General features: G+C 71.4%; 13 protein-coding genes. 7 read left to right on the top strand and 6 right to left on the bottom strand.

From position 1 onward, the window contains the following. Positions 1–42 precede the first annotated feature (42 nt). Complete coding sequence (locus tag ACWCPW_RS26550) at positions 43–1116, bottom strand: aminotransferase-like domain-containing protein (protein WP_449764090.1); 1074 nt, start codon at positions 1114–1116, stop codon at positions 43–45. Between the two features lie 228 nt (positions 1117–1344). Next, the gene (locus ACWCPW_RS26545; RefSeq protein WP_449764089.1) at positions 1345–1707 is read right to left on the bottom strand and encodes a winged helix-turn-helix transcriptional regulator; all 363 of its coding nucleotides are present in this window, start codon (positions 1705–1707) and stop codon (positions 1345–1347) included. A 140-nt stretch (positions 1708–1847) separates the two neighbouring features. Between ACWCPW_RS26545 and ACWCPW_RS26540 the strand changes: the two genes are divergently transcribed. Next, positions 1848–2843, top strand: coding sequence for an NADP-dependent oxidoreductase (locus ACWCPW_RS26540; RefSeq protein WP_449764088.1), 996 nt, complete (start codon positions 1848–1850; stop codon positions 2841–2843). Positions 2844–3090: 247 nt separating this feature from the next. Here the strand turns inward: ACWCPW_RS26540 and ACWCPW_RS26535 are convergent, their stop codons facing one another. Together ACWCPW_RS26535 and ACWCPW_RS26530 are read right to left on the bottom strand one after the other, a co-directional pair. After that, entirely contained in the window at positions 3091–4650 is a 1560-nt protein-coding gene (locus ACWCPW_RS26535; RefSeq protein WP_449764087.1) for an ABC transporter substrate-binding protein, read from the bottom strand. Positions 4651–5168: 518 nt separating this feature from the next. Continuing rightward, a complete protein-coding gene (locus ACWCPW_RS26530) occupies positions 5169–5762 on the bottom strand; it encodes a helix-turn-helix domain-containing protein (RefSeq protein WP_449764086.1) in 594 nt (197 codons plus the stop codon). Positions 5763–5852: 90 nt separating this feature from the next. Here ACWCPW_RS26530 and ACWCPW_RS26525 point away from each other — a divergent pair, with 90 nt between their 5' ends. Continuing rightward, positions 5853–6185, top strand: a complete 333-nt coding sequence (locus ACWCPW_RS26525) for an FAD-binding protein (RefSeq protein WP_449764085.1) — start codon at positions 5853–5855, stop codon at positions 6183–6185. Then, positions 6182–7411, top strand: a complete 1230-nt coding sequence (locus tag ACWCPW_RS26520) for a Cmx/CmrA family chloramphenicol efflux MFS transporter (RefSeq protein WP_449764084.1) — start codon at positions 6182–6184, stop codon at positions 7409–7411. Before ACWCPW_RS26525 ends, ACWCPW_RS26520 begins: the two co-directional genes overlap by 4 nt. A 106-nt stretch (positions 7412–7517) precedes the next feature. Here ACWCPW_RS26520 and ACWCPW_RS26515 read toward each other — a convergent pair whose 3' ends face one another. Next, positions 7518–9872: an FdhF/YdeP family oxidoreductase gene (locus ACWCPW_RS26515; protein WP_449764083.1), complete on the bottom strand. Its 2355-nt coding sequence runs from the start codon at positions 9870–9872 to the stop codon at positions 7518–7520. A 298-nt stretch (positions 9873–10170) separates the two neighbouring features. Here ACWCPW_RS26515 and ACWCPW_RS26510 point away from each other — a divergent pair, with 298 nt between their 5' ends. Beyond that, positions 10171–11235, top strand: a complete 1065-nt coding sequence (locus ACWCPW_RS26510) for a DNA alkylation repair protein (protein WP_449764082.1) — start codon at positions 10171–10173, stop codon at positions 11233–11235. A gap of 265 nt (positions 11236–11500) precedes the next feature. Continuing rightward, on the top strand, positions 11501–12946 hold the full coding sequence (locus tag ACWCPW_RS26505) for a S28 family serine protease (protein WP_449764081.1): 1446 nt from the start codon (positions 11501–11503) through the stop codon (positions 12944–12946). A 244-nt stretch (positions 12947–13190) separates the two neighbouring features. Here ACWCPW_RS26505 and ACWCPW_RS26500 read toward each other — a convergent pair whose 3' ends face one another. Then, positions 13191–13649 (bottom strand): YcxB family protein, encoded by a 459-nt coding sequence (locus tag ACWCPW_RS26500; RefSeq protein ID WP_449764080.1) that lies wholly within the window; start codon positions 13647–13649, stop codon positions 13191–13193. Positions 13650–13851: 202 nt separating this feature from the next. Here ACWCPW_RS26500 and ACWCPW_RS26495 point away from each other — a divergent pair, with 202 nt between their 5' ends. Beyond that, positions 13852–14475: a ClpP family protease gene (locus ACWCPW_RS26495; protein ID WP_449764079.1), complete on the top strand. Its 624-nt coding sequence runs from the start codon at positions 13852–13854 to the stop codon at positions 14473–14475. Beyond that, positions 14472–15059 carry a ClpP family protease gene (locus ACWCPW_RS26490; protein WP_331770318.1) on the top strand — a complete coding sequence of 196 codons (588 nt, stop codon included), beginning with the start codon at positions 14472–14474 and terminating at the stop codon, positions 15057–15059. The genes ACWCPW_RS26495 and ACWCPW_RS26490 overlap by 4 nt, the downstream gene beginning before the upstream one ends. Positions 15060–15074: the final 15 nt, after the last annotated feature.

The following is a 15074-nucleotide window of genomic DNA, read 5'->3' as shown; positions in this document are numbered from 1 at the left end:
GGGAACAGGTCCCGGCACACCGGGGGATCGTCGATCGTCGCCCTATCCCCCCGGCCGCCGCCGGGTCGGCCCCGCCCGCAAATCCTCCGCGTCGAGCACCTCGCCGAGCAGGTCCAGCGCCTGGCGCCACCTGTGCGGCGACGGCGTGGCGTAGCCCAGGACGAGGGCGGCGAAGACGACCCGTTCGGGATCGCGCGCCTGCAACGCCCCGACCGGTCGGCCGTCGTAGCGGAACTCGCCGTCGTAGTCGCCCTCGATCACGAAACCGCCGGTACGCCGGGCCCAGGCGGCGAACTCACCGCGTCGTGCGGGCGACAGCACGACGCCGGCCGGATGCTGGTGCGCCGGCGTCAGCAGCACGACTCCCGTATCGGGCGTGAGGCCCGCCGGGTCCGCGCCGAACTCGTCCACGCGCAGCGGCACACAGTCCACGCCCGCGGCGGCGAACAGTTCGCGGTGCCGGGCCGGCCCCGGATCCTCGGTCGCGGCCCGGCCTACGCCCAGGCCCCGCAGCGCACGCGCGAGCACCGCGAGCGCGTGGGTGAATCCCGCGGTGACGACGACCGCGTCCGGTGTGGCGCGTACGCCCCGGGCCCTGGCCACGTACGCGGCCACGTTCGCCCGCAGGCTCGCGCTCCCCTCGACGTCGCCGTAGTCGAGGGCTCCCGCCTCCACCCCGGCCAGGACCCGACGCACCGTGCTCGCCCACGCGGTGCGCGGGAAGCACGCGAGGTCGGGCCGACCGGGCCGAAGATCGGCCCACACCCGGCCTTCGGCCGGCATCCGTCTCGCGCCGTCGGCGGCACGGGTCGGCGCGACACCGCCGACGTCCGCGACCCGCGTGCCGGACCCCGGCTCCGCGATCAGCCAACCCTCGGCCACGAGTTGGCCGTACGCGCCGACGACCGTGCCGCGCGCGAGGCCCAGATCCGCGGCCAGGGCGCGGGAGCCGGGCAGGCGCGTACCGGGAGCCGATCGCCCCGAGCGCACGGCTTCTCGCAACGCCTCCTCCACGGAGCGACCGCTCCCGGCGGAACTCCGCTCGACATCGATGTGCAGATCGACTCCGGCCACGAACGGGGGCGGTTCGACTCCGGCGACCCAAGGGTGACGCATGGCCGACAGCCTGCCGTCGCACGCCGTTTCCCGGTCCACCGGTGCCCCGAGACGCGCCGATCGTCCCGTGTCCCAAGCCCGGTGATCCGCGCCCACGCGCCGTCCTCCGCCCGGATTGCGCGCGGAATCCTCGGACCTGCGGGCTCGGCGACGGCGTGCGCGCGGGGCCGCTCCCGAGCGGGGCGTTCGGGACTGTGCGAGACGGTGTCGCGGGCCGCCTCGCTCGGTTCAGCCGGGACGGACCAGGTCCACGTGGGTCTCGACCCAGTCCCGAAGCCCGCTCAGCGGCCGGGCGACACTGTGTCCCAGCTCGGTGAGTTCGTACTCCACCCGGGCCGGCACGTCCGGGTAGACCGTGCGGGCGACGAAGCCGAAGTCCTCCAGCCGCCGCAACGTCCGGGTGAGCACCTTCGCGTTCACGCCCTGGAGCCGGCGCTGCAGCACGCCGAACCGCTGCGGCCCCGCCTCCAACACCCCGATCGCCAACGCGGACCACTTACCGGTCAGCACGTCCAGCACGTCCCGACACGGGCACAACGCCGCGTACACGTCGTGCTCGTCGTGCCGCCCGCTCTCACATCGCGCAACCACCGCGGAAACCCCCTGATCAACGCCACTCTCCGCAGGGTAGTAACGGTCCTTGCGGGAAACCACCGCCGCACACCTACCCTCGCGGAACCGCAGCCGTGACCCGTCCCGGGGCACGGCGACCAGCGCAAGGGGAGCGGCACATGCACAGTGCGACACCGGACCGGGCCACGACCATGCGCGCCATGGGCATCGAAGGCTTCGGCGGCCCCGAAGTCCTCACCCTCATGACGGTGCCCCGCCCCGTTCCGTTGCCCACCGAGATCCTGGTACGGGTACACGCGGCGGGCATCAATCCGCTGGACCGGCGCACCCGCGCCGGCCTGCCCACGCCCGTGACCGCCGCGCTCGGCCCCACTCCGCACATCCTGGGCTGGGACGTCTCCGGCGTCGTCGAGGGCATCGGGCACGGCCAGTTCCGCTTCGCCCCCGGCGACGAGGTCTTCGGTCTGCTGTGGTTGCCGCGCCCGGCCGGGGCCTACGCCGAGTTCGTCACCGCGCCCTCTCGGCAATTCGCCCCCAAACCCCGGGCCGTCGACCACGATCACGCCGCCGCCGTCCCGCTCGCCGGCCTCACCGCGTGGCATGCCCTGACCGAGGTCGCCGAACTCCGGCCCGGACAGCGCGTCCTCGTCCATGCCGCCGCCGGCGGCGTGGGACACCTGGCCGTACAGATCGCCAAACACCTGGGCGCGCACGTGACGGCCACCGCCCGCACCGTCCATCACGCTCGGCTACGCGACCTGGGCGCCGACGAACTCGTCGACCACCGCCGCGCGCCCTTCGAAGCGGCCGCGCACGACATGGACGTCGTCCTGGACCTGGTGGGCATCGCACAACCCGACACCGCGATCCGCTCCCTGCAGGTCCTGCGCCCCGGAGGCCTGTTCATCGGGATCGCCCCGGGCCGACCCGAGGGATTCGCCGACCTCGCCGAGGCGGCCGGTGTCCGCGTCGCCCCCGAACTGCTCGTCGAACCCGACGGCCACGGCCTGACCCGCCTGGCCGACCTCATCGACGCCGGTGCCCTGCGCGTACACGTGGACCGGACCTTTCCCTTGGACCGGGCCGCACAGGCCCACGCCCACGCCGAACGCGCGGGCGCCACGGGCAAACTCGTCCTGCGTGTCGCCGACTGACACCATCCGCACCCACGGCCCGGACCGGTCTTCGGGACACACGAGCGTGCCGGGCTCCGCGAGGAGCCGTTCGTCGAGGACTCGGCATCCGACGGGACCGCCGATTCGATGTCCACCCGGGCGGCCGATCGGTGACCCCGTCGACGAGCGAGAACCCGACGGCGCCGGTGGGAGGTTCCCACCGGCGCTCGTCATGGGCGAGGGGCCTGGGTGCTCGTCGGGTCCTGGTCCCGGGGGACGGCGTCGGTCAGTTGCCGGTGCGGGTGATCTGGTCGAAGTGCACGAGTCCGTCGTTGAAGGGCTCGACGCCGGTCATGTGCCGGCTGTGCACGGCCCCCGCCGACGCTTCCAGGTACACCCAGAAGGGCATGTCCCGGTTCAGCGAGGTCTGCACGCGGGTGTAGGCGTCGCGGCGGACCTTGGGGTCGGGAGACAATCGGCCCTCCCCCAGTGCCCTGTCGACGGTGGCGTTGCTGTAGCCGGTGATGTTGTTGACGCCCCCGGTGACCAGGAACTGGTGCATGGTCGGTTCCACGTCGTCCGCCCACAGTTGGAAGACGGTGGCCTCGAAATCGCGCTTGGACGAGACACGTGTGACCAGTGACGCGATGTCGACGACGTCGACGATCATGGTCACCCCCGGGTATCCGGCCAGCGTCCGGCGGATGTACTCGGCGATCTCCCGGGACTTGGGGCTGTCGGGCACCATGTAGTGGAAGACGAAAGGCTTTTGCCCGTTCGAGGTGAGCTTGGCGAAGAGTTCGCCGGCCTGCTGCGGCTTGTTCTCCACGGCGGCCAGGTTGACGTTCGCCAGCGGGGAACTCGCGTTGAAGATGCCCCTGGCGGGTACGCCGAGGCCCTTGTAGAAGCGGCGGTTGAGATCCTCGCCGCTGAGCGCCAGCGCGATCGCGCGACGTGCGTCCGGGTTGTCGAACGGAGGCTTGCGCATGTTGAAGGCGATCATCAGGCCGCCGCTGAGCAGTGTCTCGTCGACCGTCAGGTTCTTGTCCCGGGCGTCGCCCAGCACGGTCGGGTCGGTGGTGACGGTGATGTCCGCCCGGCCCTCCGCGATCGACTCGGGCGCCGCCGCGATGTTGCGGTCCACCCGGAACACGAGCTCGTCCAGGTGCGGCAGTCCCTTCTGCCAGTAGTTCTCGTTGCGCACCATGCGCAGGTCTTTCCCGGGTTCCCAGGTCATCAGCTTGAACGGACCCGCGCCGATCGGGGCGCGCTTGAGCACGGCTCGACCCTCGGGGGTCGACACGAACTGCGCCGGGGCGACGAACGCGAGGTTGCGGGCGACCAGATGGTCGAAGTTGGCGTTGGCGGAAGGGAGTTCGATCCGCAATTGGAGGGGCGCCACTTGGATCAGCTTGACGTCGCGCAGTACGCCGCCGACCAACGAGTTCACCGTCGGATCCCGGTGGGCGTCCCAGGTCGCCTTCACCGCGGCGGCGTCCAGAACGGAGCCGTCCGAGAAGCGCAGTCCCGGACGAAGCGTCAGCGTCCAGTTCGTGAGCTGGGCGTCGCTGGTCAACGACTCGGCCAGCTTGGGGTGCACGGTGCCGGTCGCCGGCTCCGTCCAGACCAGGACGTCGTACAGCGCCGACATCCGGTTCCCGTCGGCCACGTTCGGATAGCTCGCGCTGAACGGGTCGAGGCCGCGTGGCTCGCCCGGGAGGAGGAAGACGGCCGAGCCGCCCGCCTGCGGTTTGCCGGCCGCGTCGGAGTCGTCGTCGCCGACCAGCCCGCATCCCGCCGTCGCGGTCAGGCAGATCATCGCCAGCGCCAGGGCCGAGGGGCGCAAGACGTTCCGAAGGAAGGGGCTTACATCTCGAATGGGTCCGCCAACCCCGGTGGTTCTTCGTGTCGTTCGTTTCGCGAAAAGCACTACGTGTCTACCTGCCATGTGTCGACGGAAATGGATACCGTGCGTCGCCGGTCAGCCGGTGTCCGTCGCGCCCGGGCATCGAATCGCCCGAATACTCGCGCCGCACTTTCGCGTTCGCGCATTTCGCGCTTCGCGCGTCTCGCGTGTCGATCCGTCCGTCGCTGCCGGGACGCGACGAGAACACCGCGGGGACACGGACGGATCACGCTCGGGATCTCGCGGCGCAACAGAAGCTATAGGCGTGTTCGCGATGCGGCTATCCATCCGACGCGGGATGCCCATCCGCGACCCGGAGCGCGCGTCGCGGCCGCAGCCCAACCAACTCGCCGTCCGGAGAAGCCGGTTCCCGAAACCCGGCGCGCCGCCGGAGTCGGCTCGGCCCGCGTGATCGTCGGCGCCCGCGGCTCGTGCGCCTGTGGCTCGTGCGCCCGGCCTCAGGCCGTCGGGGGCCGGCCCGAGACCCGGACGCGGATGCGCTCGCCCTGCTTGCCGAACAGGCTGAGCACCTCGACGTCGCCGTGCCCGCTCGATCCGAACCAGTGGGGGTGCCGGGTGTCGAACTCGGCGACCTCTCCGGGGCCGAGGATCACGTCCTGCTCGCCCAGGATCAGCCGGAGTCTGCCGGTGAGCACGTACAGCCACGCGTAGCCGGTGTGGGTGCGCATGACGGCTTCCGTCTCGCCTCGGGGGATGGTCACCCGGAACGCCCTGGGCTCACCCTCCTGCTGTCGCGAGAGCGAGAGGAAGACTCGCCCGTTCGACCGCCTCGGGTTCGGCACGACCCGAGGGGCGACCACTCGTGGGGCGGCCACGATGTCGTCCAACGACACCGAGAGCGCGGCGGCGATCGGCAGGAGCAGTTCCAGGCTGGGCTTGCGCTGCGCGGATTCGAGCCGTGACAGGGTGCTTTTGGAGATGCCGGTGATGTCCCCGAGCCGGGTCAGCGACAGGTTCCGCTTCTCCCGGAGCCGGCGCAGGCGGGGTCCGATCCGGTCGAGGGTGTCGGTGATGGCAGGCATGGAATCCATCGACCCATCACAACACGTCGTCCCTGTATCGGCAACGATTGTTGCCCTTCCGGCATCACGAGCGTCACGGTCGTCTCGGAGGTGACAGTCATGATCGACCATCGTGATGTAGTGATCATCGGCGCGGGGGCCGCGGGCCTGGGCGCCGGGATCGTCCTGGCCGGGGCGCGGGCGACCGTGCCGGTGGTGGACGACGGGAAGCCACGGAACACGCCGGCCGCGCACGTACCCGGGTTCGGGTCCCGGGACGGCACGGCCGGGTCCGATTTTCCGGCCGTCGGACGCAGTGAATTCGGCGGCCATGGAGGCGAGTACGACTACGGAAAGGTCGCCGCGACCAGCGCGATCGGCGGCCGGCTCCGCGCACCGGACGTGACCGCCGCGGCGGTCCGGCGCGAGTGTGCCGAGGGTGTGGCCCGATGAGCACCACGGAGACACCGCGACAGCCGGCCGGGTCCGGGCGACTTCCCTTCGGCGTGTATCTGCTCTCGTTCAGTCTCTTCGCGATGGGCAGCGCCGAGTTCCTGCTCGCCGGAGTCCTGCCGGCGGTCGCCGACGATCTCGACATCAGCCTCGCCTCCGCCGGCGGCCTCGTCACGGCGTTCGCGATCGGCGTGGTCGTCGGTGGTCCCCCGTTGGCCGTCTTCAGCCTGCGCTGGCCACGGCGTTCCGCGCTCGTGATCACCCAGGTCGTCTTCGCCGCGGCGGTCGCGGCCGGACTCGTGGTCGACGGTTACCCGACGCTGCTGGCCACCCGGTTCGTGGCGGGCGTCGCCTATGCCGGCTTCTGGGCGGTCGCGGCCGTCACCGCGATCAGCCTGGTGACACCCGATCGCACCGCGCGCGCCTCGGGTGTCGTGGTCAGCGGGCTCGGTCTCGCCATGATCGCCGGTGGCCCCGCGGGCACGCTGATCAGCTACCTGTCCGGCTGGCGCGGCGGATTCTGGATGGTCGTGGCGCTGACCCTGCTCGGTGCCGCCTCGGTCTTCGTCGCGCTGCCCGTGACGACCGGACACGAACGACCGAGCATCCGCAACGAACTCGAGGCGATGCGAAGGCCGCGGCTGTGGTCCGTCTACGCCACGACGCTGCTGAGCACCGCGGCGTACATGATCTCGTTCAACTACCTCGCGGCGTTGTTGACCGATGTGACCGGCATCCCCGACGTGTGGGTGTCCGCGATCCTCGTCCTGTTCGGCGTCGGCGCCTTCATCGGGCTCTCCATCGGAGGCCGGATCGCGGACCGGCGTCCGTACCACGCGCTCCTGGCCGGAGCGGTCGGGATCCTGGTCTGCTCGGTGCTCCTCGCCCTGTTCGCGCGCCACGCCGTCGTGGTCGTCCCGCTGGTGCTGCTGCTCGGGATCGCGGGGTTCGTGCTGAACCCCGCGATCTACGGCCGCGTGTTCACGATCGCCTCGGACGCCCCCACACTCGCCGGCGCCACCACGGTCTCCGCGTTCCAACTGGGGATCAGCCTCGTTCCGGTGCTCGCGGGAATCTCACTCGACGCCGGGGCCGGGGTCACCTCCGTCGCCTGGATCGGCGCCGGACTGGCGGCGGCCACGGTGCTGGTCGTCCTCCTCGATCGGGCGACGTCCGACCACCGATCGCCGGTCGGGACAATCGTCGAGCCGATGCCGCGGGAGTGAGCCCCACGCAGGATCCGCGGCCCGGGAACCCACCCGGGCACGCGGCGGCAGCGGCGCGGCCGGTGCTTCCCATGATCGGCCGAGAAAGTCCCGAGGGGTCGGCCGGTCAACGGGCCGCGGCGTGCGGGTGGCCTGCGGCGTCCGGGACGTCCGCTGCTCGGGTGATGGTGACCTTGAGGTGCTTCATGATCGGCTGGTCGCTCTGTGTGCTGTAGTCGCCGATCGCGCACAGCACGTTCATCTCGGGCATGTAGCCGGCCGCGCAGCCGCGGGGGATGTCGTAGGGAACGGCGAGATAGCCGTGCAGGGCGCGGGTGTTGCCGTCCTTGGCGGTACTGGTGATGTCGACCGGGTCGAACTCCCGGACGCCGCGCTCGCGCATGTCGTCCCCGTTCATGAAGACGAGGGTGCGCAGGTTCTCGATGCCGCGGTAGCGGTCGTTGTCGGAGTAGATCGTGGTGTTCCACTGATCGTGGGAGCGCATGGTGCCCAGGGCCAGGGTGCCGGGGGCGGGGACGACGTCGGGCAGCGGGGCGGCGGAGAACTCCGCGCGTCCCGAGGGGGTCAGGAAGACCAGTTCGCGGGCGGGCTGCTTGATCCGGAACCCGAGCGGCAGCCGCACCCGGCGGTTGAAGTCCTCGAAGCCGTCCAGGGCTCGGGCCATGGTGTCGCGGATGCGGTCGTAGTCCTCGACGTACCACTCCCACGGCGTCTCGCTGTGCGGGAGGGCGGCCCGGGCCATGCCCGCGATGATCGCGGGCTCCGAGAGCAGGTGCGCGGACGCGGGCTTCTTCATGCCGACGGACAGATGGACCATGCTCATCGAGTCCTCGACCGAGGTGCTCTGGATGCCGCCGCGCCGGTGGTCCTTCTCGGTGCGGCCCAGGCACGGCAGGATCAGGGCCCGGCGGCCGTGGACGACGTGGCTGCGGTTGAGCTTGGTGCTGACGTGCGCGGTGAGTTCGCAGGCTCGCAGGCCGGCCTGGGTGTACGGGGTGTCGGGGGCGGCGAGGGCGAAGTTGCCGCCCATGCCGACGAACACCTTCACCCGACCGTCGTGCATGGCCTCGATGGTGGAGACGGTGTCCAGGCCGGGCTCGCGCGGCGGCCGGATGCGGCAGGCCTCGGCGAGGCGGTCCAGGAAGGCGTCGGCGGGACGGTGGTCGATGCCACAGGTGCGGTTGCCCTGGACGTTGCTGTGTCCGCGCACCGGTGAGGGACCCGCGCCCTCCCGTCCCAGGTTCCCGCGCAGCAGCAGCACGTTGACGATCTCCCGGACGGTGTCGACGCCGTGTTCGTGCTGCGTGATGCCCAGGCACCAACTGAAGATGCTCCGGTCGGCCTCGCGGTACACGCGTGCCGCCTCGAGGATGTCGGCGCGACCGAGCCCGCTCTGGCGTTCGATCTCCGCCCACGGCGTGCTCGCGCACAGCGCGCGGTATTCGTCGAAGCCCTCGGTGTGCCGCTCGATGAACACCCGGTCCAGCGCCTCGGGATCACCGGGAGCCCGCTCCAGGATGGCCTTGGCCATGCCGCGCAGCAGCGCCATGTCGCCACCGATGCGCGGTTGCAGGTTCAGGGTGCTGGTCCTGGTCGACTTGAACAGGGCCATGTCGACGAACTCGTGCGGCACGATGGTGCGGGTCGCGGCGGCCTCCACCAGCGGGTTGACGTGCACGATGCGGGCGCCGCGGCGGTACGCGTCGGCGAGGGCCGTGAGCATCCGGGGCGCGTTGGAGGCGGCGTTGACGCCCATGATGAACAGCGCGTCCGTACTCTCCCAGTCCTTGAGGTCCGCGGTGCCCTTGCCGGTGCCCAGCGATGCCGTGAGGGCGCGACCGCTGGCCTCGTGGCACATGTTGGAGCAGTCCGGCAGGTTGTTCGTGCCCAGCTCGCGGGCCATCAACTGGTAGAGGAAGGTCGCCTCGTTGCCGAGCCGGCCGGAGGTGTAGTAGGCGGCCTGGTTCGGGTCGTCGAGCTCGCGCAGGGTCCGGCCGATCAGTTCGAAGGCGTCCTGCCAACCGATGGGGACGTAGTGGTCCGACGCGGGGTCGTACACCATCGGCTCGGTCAGCCGGCCCTGGTTCTCCAGCGCGAAGTCGCTCCACTGCTCCAACTCGGTCACCGTGTGGGCGGCGAAGAACTCGCGGCCGACCCGTTTGCGGGTCATCTCCCAGGTGACGTGCTTGATGCCGTTCTCGCAGATGTCCAGGTGCAGGCCCTTGGTGTCGTCCGGCCACGCGCACCCGGGGCAGTCGAAGCCGCCGTTCTCGTGATTCATCCGCATGACGGCCCGGGATCCGTCCACCACGGCACGCTCACCCAGCAGGAGGCCGGCCACACTCCTGGCGGCGCCCCAGCCCGCGGCGGGGTGCCGGTAGGGCCGAAATCGCGCGGGCTCCCCGGGCTCGGGGCCCACTTCGGGCTCGACCTGGTCCTGCGGGTCCTCGGAGGCGTTCACGACGATCCCCTTCCGGCGTCGGGGTGCGGGCCGGTCGGTACCACCGGGATCGCCGTGGGCGCCGGGTCGGCCGACGGGCTTTCCACCCCCGAGTCTCGATCGGCGGTGCGGGATCGGCGACTGCTGACGTCCGCCCGGGCGTACGCCGGCCGCCGGCACTCGGGCGGCTTCGGTCACCACGATCGCCTCCGGTGTCGGGGGCGGGGGCGACGTCGGTGTCGGGGGCGGGGGCGTGTCTGTGTCGGACGCGGTGTCGGAGGCGGGGGCGGTGTCGGTCCCGTCTGGGAGGGTTGGCCGTATGGCCCAACCGCTCAAGGACATGATCAACGCGACCTCCGTCGCCACCCTCGCCGACGGTGTCGCCGCCGCGCACGGCGCGTTCCCCCGCGATCGCTTCGTCGCCGGTGCGCTCGCGGGGCTCGACGGCCGGGAGCTCAAGGCCCGGGTCGGTCACGTGGCGCAAGCCCTGCACGCGGCCCTCGACCTGCCGTTCCCGCAGGCCGCCCCGATCCTGCGCGCGGCGACCGCGCACACCCGCCTGGACATGTGGAGCGGTTGGCCCGCCACCGACTACGTCGCCGTCCAGGGCGTCGACCACCTCGACGAGGCCATGTCCACGCTCGCCGTGATCACCCCCTTCGCGACCGCCGAGTTCGCGGTCCGCCCCTACCTCGACCGCGATCAGGACGCGGCGCTCGCGATCATCCGGGGTTGGGCCGACTCCGACGACGAACACCTGCGCCGTCTCGCCTCCGAAGGCACCCGTCCGCGCCTTCCCTGGGGCGCGCGCGTCCGCGGACTGATGTCCCCCGGTCCGACCCTCCCCATCCTCGAGCGGCTGCGCGACGACCCGAGCGAATACGTCCGCCGCTCGGTCGCCAACCATGTCAACGACATCGCCAAGGACCACCCCGACACGGCCCTGGACCTGCTCCGCCGCTGGCACGCGCAAGGCGGCACGCACACCGACCGCGTCGTGCGACACGCCGCCCGGGGCCTGCTGCGCGCGGGGCATCCCGAGGCGCTCGGCCTCGTCGGCGCGGCGCACGGCAGCGGCACGGTGGAATCCCTCACCGTCGCGGACACCGTCGCGACCGGGGACCGCATCCCCTTCACCGTCACCGTCCGGGCCGAGGGCCCCGGGCCGCTGCTGCTGAAGTACGCGGTCCGCCGCGACGGTTCCCGCCGGGTGTTCCACCTGGCCGAACGCGTCGCCCGAGCGGCCGACGACACCTTCACGCTCACCAGGTCGCACTCGTTCCGCCCGGTCACCACGCGCGCCGAACCCCCCGGTCCCCGCGACCTCGAAATCATCGTCAACGGCGAGGTCCGCGCGACGGCGCCCTTCACGCTGCTCCCGTGAGGTCCGCGCCCGGCGTCCGGCGGTCGTGATCGATCCTCGGCCCGAGGCCACGGGTGCGTCGTCGCGCCGGCGCCGAGTCGGTACCGGCCCGGCGCCGTGCCGCCGATCGCCGGCGGCCTACGCGGGCGAATACGCGCCGCCTGGCAGGACGACACCGGATGACATCCTGGCAGGTTGCTCGCCGAGGCGGCCTCCCCCGGGCGGGGGAGGCCGTTCCCCCGGCTCGGGGATCCGCCGACCCGGTGGCTCCGGCTTTGCTTGCCCCATGACGAGAACGACGACGAACACACCGAACGCCCCGGCCCGCGACGGGCTCCGAGTGGCACCACCACCCGGGCGCGGCGGCTCGATCCGCCGCGCACGAGGCAGGCTTGCGGCGCTCGCGCTGTTCTCCGTGGTGCTCGGCCTGGTGGGGTCCGGCGCGGCGGCGCCGGCGGGGGCGCTGCCGGCAGGTGCCCCGCAAGCCGACACACGGCAGGCCGAGACCGACATCAGGGCCCGGATCGAGGCGATCCCGGGGATGCGGGTGAGCGGCGAGAAGCCGGCCGCGCCGGGCATCCGCTACTTCGAGTTGACCTACCGCCAGCCGATCGACCACGAGCACCCCGAGCGGGGCTCCTTCGAGCAGCGGCTGAGCCTGCAACACCGATCGGTGGAGCGGCCGATGGTCCTGTACACCAGCGGATACAACCTCGGTGCCGGGCCTGGCTTCCGCTCCGATCCGGCCACCGTGCTCGACGGCAACCAGATCTACACCGAACAGCGCTACTTCGGCACCTCCCGGCCCGAGCCCGCCGACCTGGCGAACCTGACCATCCGGCAGGCGGCAGGCGATCACCATCGGCTGATCCAGGCGTTGAAGGGCATCTACCGGGGTGCGTGGATATCCACCGGTGGCAGCAAGGGCGGCATGACCACGGTCTACCACCGTCGCTTCTATCCCAACGACGTCGACGGCAGCGTCGTCTACTCCGCGCCCAACAACACCGACGACCGTGACGACAGCGCGTACGACGCGTTCCTCGCCACCGTGGGCACCCCCGAATGCCGGGCGGCGCTGCAGAATGCGCAACGCGAAGCGCTCGTGCGGCGCGACGAATTGGTGGCCCGCTATGGCCGGTGGGCCCAGGCGAACGGGGAAACGTTCGACACGCTCGGGAGTGTCGACAAGGCCTTCGAACTCGCGGTCCTGCGCCTGCCGATGATGTTCTGGATGTACGCGGGCGAGCCGAAGTGCGCCGGTGTGCCCACTCCGGCCGCGGCTTCCGACGAGTTGTACGCGTGGCTCGACGGGATCACCCGCTTCAGTGTCTACACCGACCGCAGCGTCGAGTTCTTCCAGCCCTACTTCTACCAACTCGGCACGCAACTCGGATACCCGCAGGTCGCCACGCCCCATCTCGACGGCCTGCTGCGCCATCCCGGGATCCAGGAGGTGCGCAGCTACGTACCACGCGACATCCCGCTGCGCTTCCAGCCCGGGGCGATGCGCGACATCGACCGGTGGGTGTGGTCTCGGAGCAGCGAAATGCTCTTCCTCTACGGCGAGAACGACCCCACGCGCGCGGAGCCGTTCCGGCCCGGGCCCGGCAGCCGGGACACGCAGGTGCGGATCGCGCCGCACGCCGGCCACAGCCTGACCATCGGGGCCCTCTCCCCCGCGGATGCCGCCGCCGCGACCGCCACGCTGCGCCGGTGGGCCCGGGTGTGACCGTGCCCCCGGCGGGCGATGCGACGCCCGCGCCGGGTCACGGGGTCCGGTCGGATGCCGTGACCCGGTCACGGGGGAGGTCACGTGCCGGCCAGTGCCTCGGTCGGGTCAGCCGGGAGGCGCGGATCGAGGGGTGGACGCCGGCGACCATGCCGACCAGGATCGCGCCGAGCGATCCCCCATGAGCCGCCCGCGAACGCAACTGCCCTCGGGCGTCCGCCGGTCGACCCGAGCGCCCCTCCAACTACCGGGTGGACGCCGTCGCGGCATCTCGTTCGCGGATGAACTCGTCCAGCCGGGCGAGTTGTTCGGCGGTGAACGCACTCTCGGGCACGGCGGTCACGCACCGCGGCGTCGTACGGATCACAAGCAGCCCGAACTCTCGCCGCACACCCAGGGAGGCCGACCAGAGCATGCTCGTGGTACCCACGCCGGGCCGTTCGCGGGTGAATCCCTCGTCGTCGAGCACGATGTCGATCACGCCCTGCCTGATCAGCGCGCGTACCTGCCTGGCATGGAGGAACAGCAGGGCGAGCACGAAGAAGAACAGCCAGACGCGCATGAGTCCCTCCTGCGTGAAGACGGCCAGGACCGCGACCGCAGGCAACGCGACCAACCCCAGGCGGCCCCACTTCCGGTATGCCGCGAACATCGCCGCGGCACCGGTCCGCCACGTGTAGGTGTACGTCGTCGAGATCAGCATGTGCGGATGCTAGAGGCAGCGCGAAACACCCGATCCGGCGGCCCTCCTCGGCCGCCGGCCGAGCCCGGTCGACAACTCCCCGGCCCGACCGCACGATCGGGCAATCCACCCCCGGATCCGCTGTGAGCGGATAAGCCCTCAGCGGATCCGCTCAGGGCAGATCGGCTTGGAACCACCGTGCGTCGCGGCCCAGGGTGGAGGCATGAGCGATGACACGAAGCTTTTCCCCGAACGCACCCGAAACGAGCTGTACGCCAAGCGCGTCCTGCTCCTCGACGGCCCGTTGGACGACGACAACGGCACGCTGCTCACGACGCAGTTGCTCAACCTGGCGGCGGAGGACCCGTCCGAGGACATCGCGCTGTGGATTCACTCGCCCGGTGGCTCGGTGCCCTCGATGCTCGCGATCCGCGACGTCATGCGGCTCATCCCGTGCGACGTGTCCACGCTGGTGCTCGGAATCGCCTACAGCGCGGGCCAGTTCCTGCTCTCCGCGGGAACACCGGGCAAGCGCCGGGCGCTGCCGCACTCCCGGGTGTTGATGCATCAGGGCTCCGCCGGGATCGCCGGGACCGCCGTCGACGTCGAGTTGCAGGCCAACGACCTCCGGCACACCCGGGACACGGTGCTCGGCCTCATCGCGCAGGACACCGGGCAGCCCGTCGAGCGCATCTTCGAGGACTCGCTGCACGACCGCTGGTACACCGCCCGGGAAGCGCTCGACTACGGCTTCATCGACGCGATCGTGCAGGACTTCCACGAGGTCGCACCGCGCGGTGCCCGCCGCAGCCCGCAGAACGCCGGATTCCGGGGAGTGTCGCGATGAGCACCTACACGATTCCGAACGTCATCACCCGCGACTCCCGCGGCGAACGCATCATGGACGTGTACTCACACCTCCTCGCCGAGCGCGTCATCTATCTGGGGACGGGCATCGACGCGGGCGTGGCCAACGCGCTCGTGGCGCAGTTGTTGTTCCTGGAGGCGGACAACCACGAACGCGACATCCAGTTCTACATCAACTGCGAGGGCGGCGACCCCAGCGCCATGCTGGCGGTGTACGACACCATGCGGTACATCCGTTCGGAGGTCGCCACCACATGCGTGGGGCAGGCCGTCGCGGTGGGCGCGGTCCTGCTCGCCGCGGGCGAACCCGGCAAGCGCGCCGCCCTGCCCCACGCGCGGGTGGTGCTCCATCAACCCGCCGCGCAGGGACGCGGCACGATCCCGGACCTGATCCTGCAGGCCGACGAAGTGGTGCGTGTCCGCGCGGACATCGAGCGCATCCTGTCCCGGCACAGCGGTCAGAGCACGGCCACCCTGCGCGCGGACACCGACCACGACCGGGTCTTCACCGCGACGGGAGCGAAGGAGTACGGGCTCGTCGACGTCGTGCTCGAGGAGCGCTGAGGCGCCCCGACCGGC

The sequence above is a fragment of the Embleya sp. NPDC001921 genome (genome assembly GCF_053594475.1).
Note: the sequence above shows the minus strand (reverse complement) of the source record. Positions and strands in the feature narration are given on the sequence as shown.

What these genes read in the sequence shown, in the direction of transcription:
- ACWCPW_RS26550 (WP_449764090.1), bottom strand. Translation starts at nt 1,116, where the DNA reads ATGCGTCACCCTTGGGTCGCCGGAGTCGAACCGCCCCCGTTCGTGGCC.
- ACWCPW_RS26540 (WP_449764088.1), top strand. Translation starts at nt 1,848, where the DNA reads ATGCACAGTGCGACACCGGACCGGGCCACGACCATGCGCGCCATGGGC.
- ACWCPW_RS26530 (WP_449764086.1), bottom strand. Translation starts at nt 5,762, where the DNA reads ATGGATTCCATGCCTGCCATCACCGACACCCTCGACCGGATCGGACCC.
- ACWCPW_RS26525 (WP_449764085.1), top strand. Translation starts at nt 5,853, where the DNA reads ATGATCGACCATCGTGATGTAGTGATCATCGGCGCGGGGGCCGCGGGC.
- ACWCPW_RS26520 (WP_449764084.1), top strand. Translation starts at nt 6,182, where the DNA reads ATGAGCACCACGGAGACACCGCGACAGCCGGCCGGGTCCGGGCGACTT.
- ACWCPW_RS26510 (WP_449764082.1), top strand. Translation starts at nt 10,171, where the DNA reads ATGGCCCAACCGCTCAAGGACATGATCAACGCGACCTCCGTCGCCACC.
- ACWCPW_RS26505 (WP_449764081.1), top strand. Translation starts at nt 11,501, where the DNA reads ATGACGAGAACGACGACGAACACACCGAACGCCCCGGCCCGCGACGGG.
- ACWCPW_RS26500 (WP_449764080.1), bottom strand. Translation starts at nt 13,649, where the DNA reads ATGCTGATCTCGACGACGTACACCTACACGTGGCGGACCGGTGCCGCG.
- ACWCPW_RS26495 (WP_449764079.1), top strand. Translation starts at nt 13,852, where the DNA reads ATGAGCGATGACACGAAGCTTTTCCCCGAACGCACCCGAAACGAGCTG.
- ACWCPW_RS26490 (WP_331770318.1), top strand. Translation starts at nt 14,472, where the DNA reads ATGAGCACCTACACGATTCCGAACGTCATCACCCGCGACTCCCGCGGC.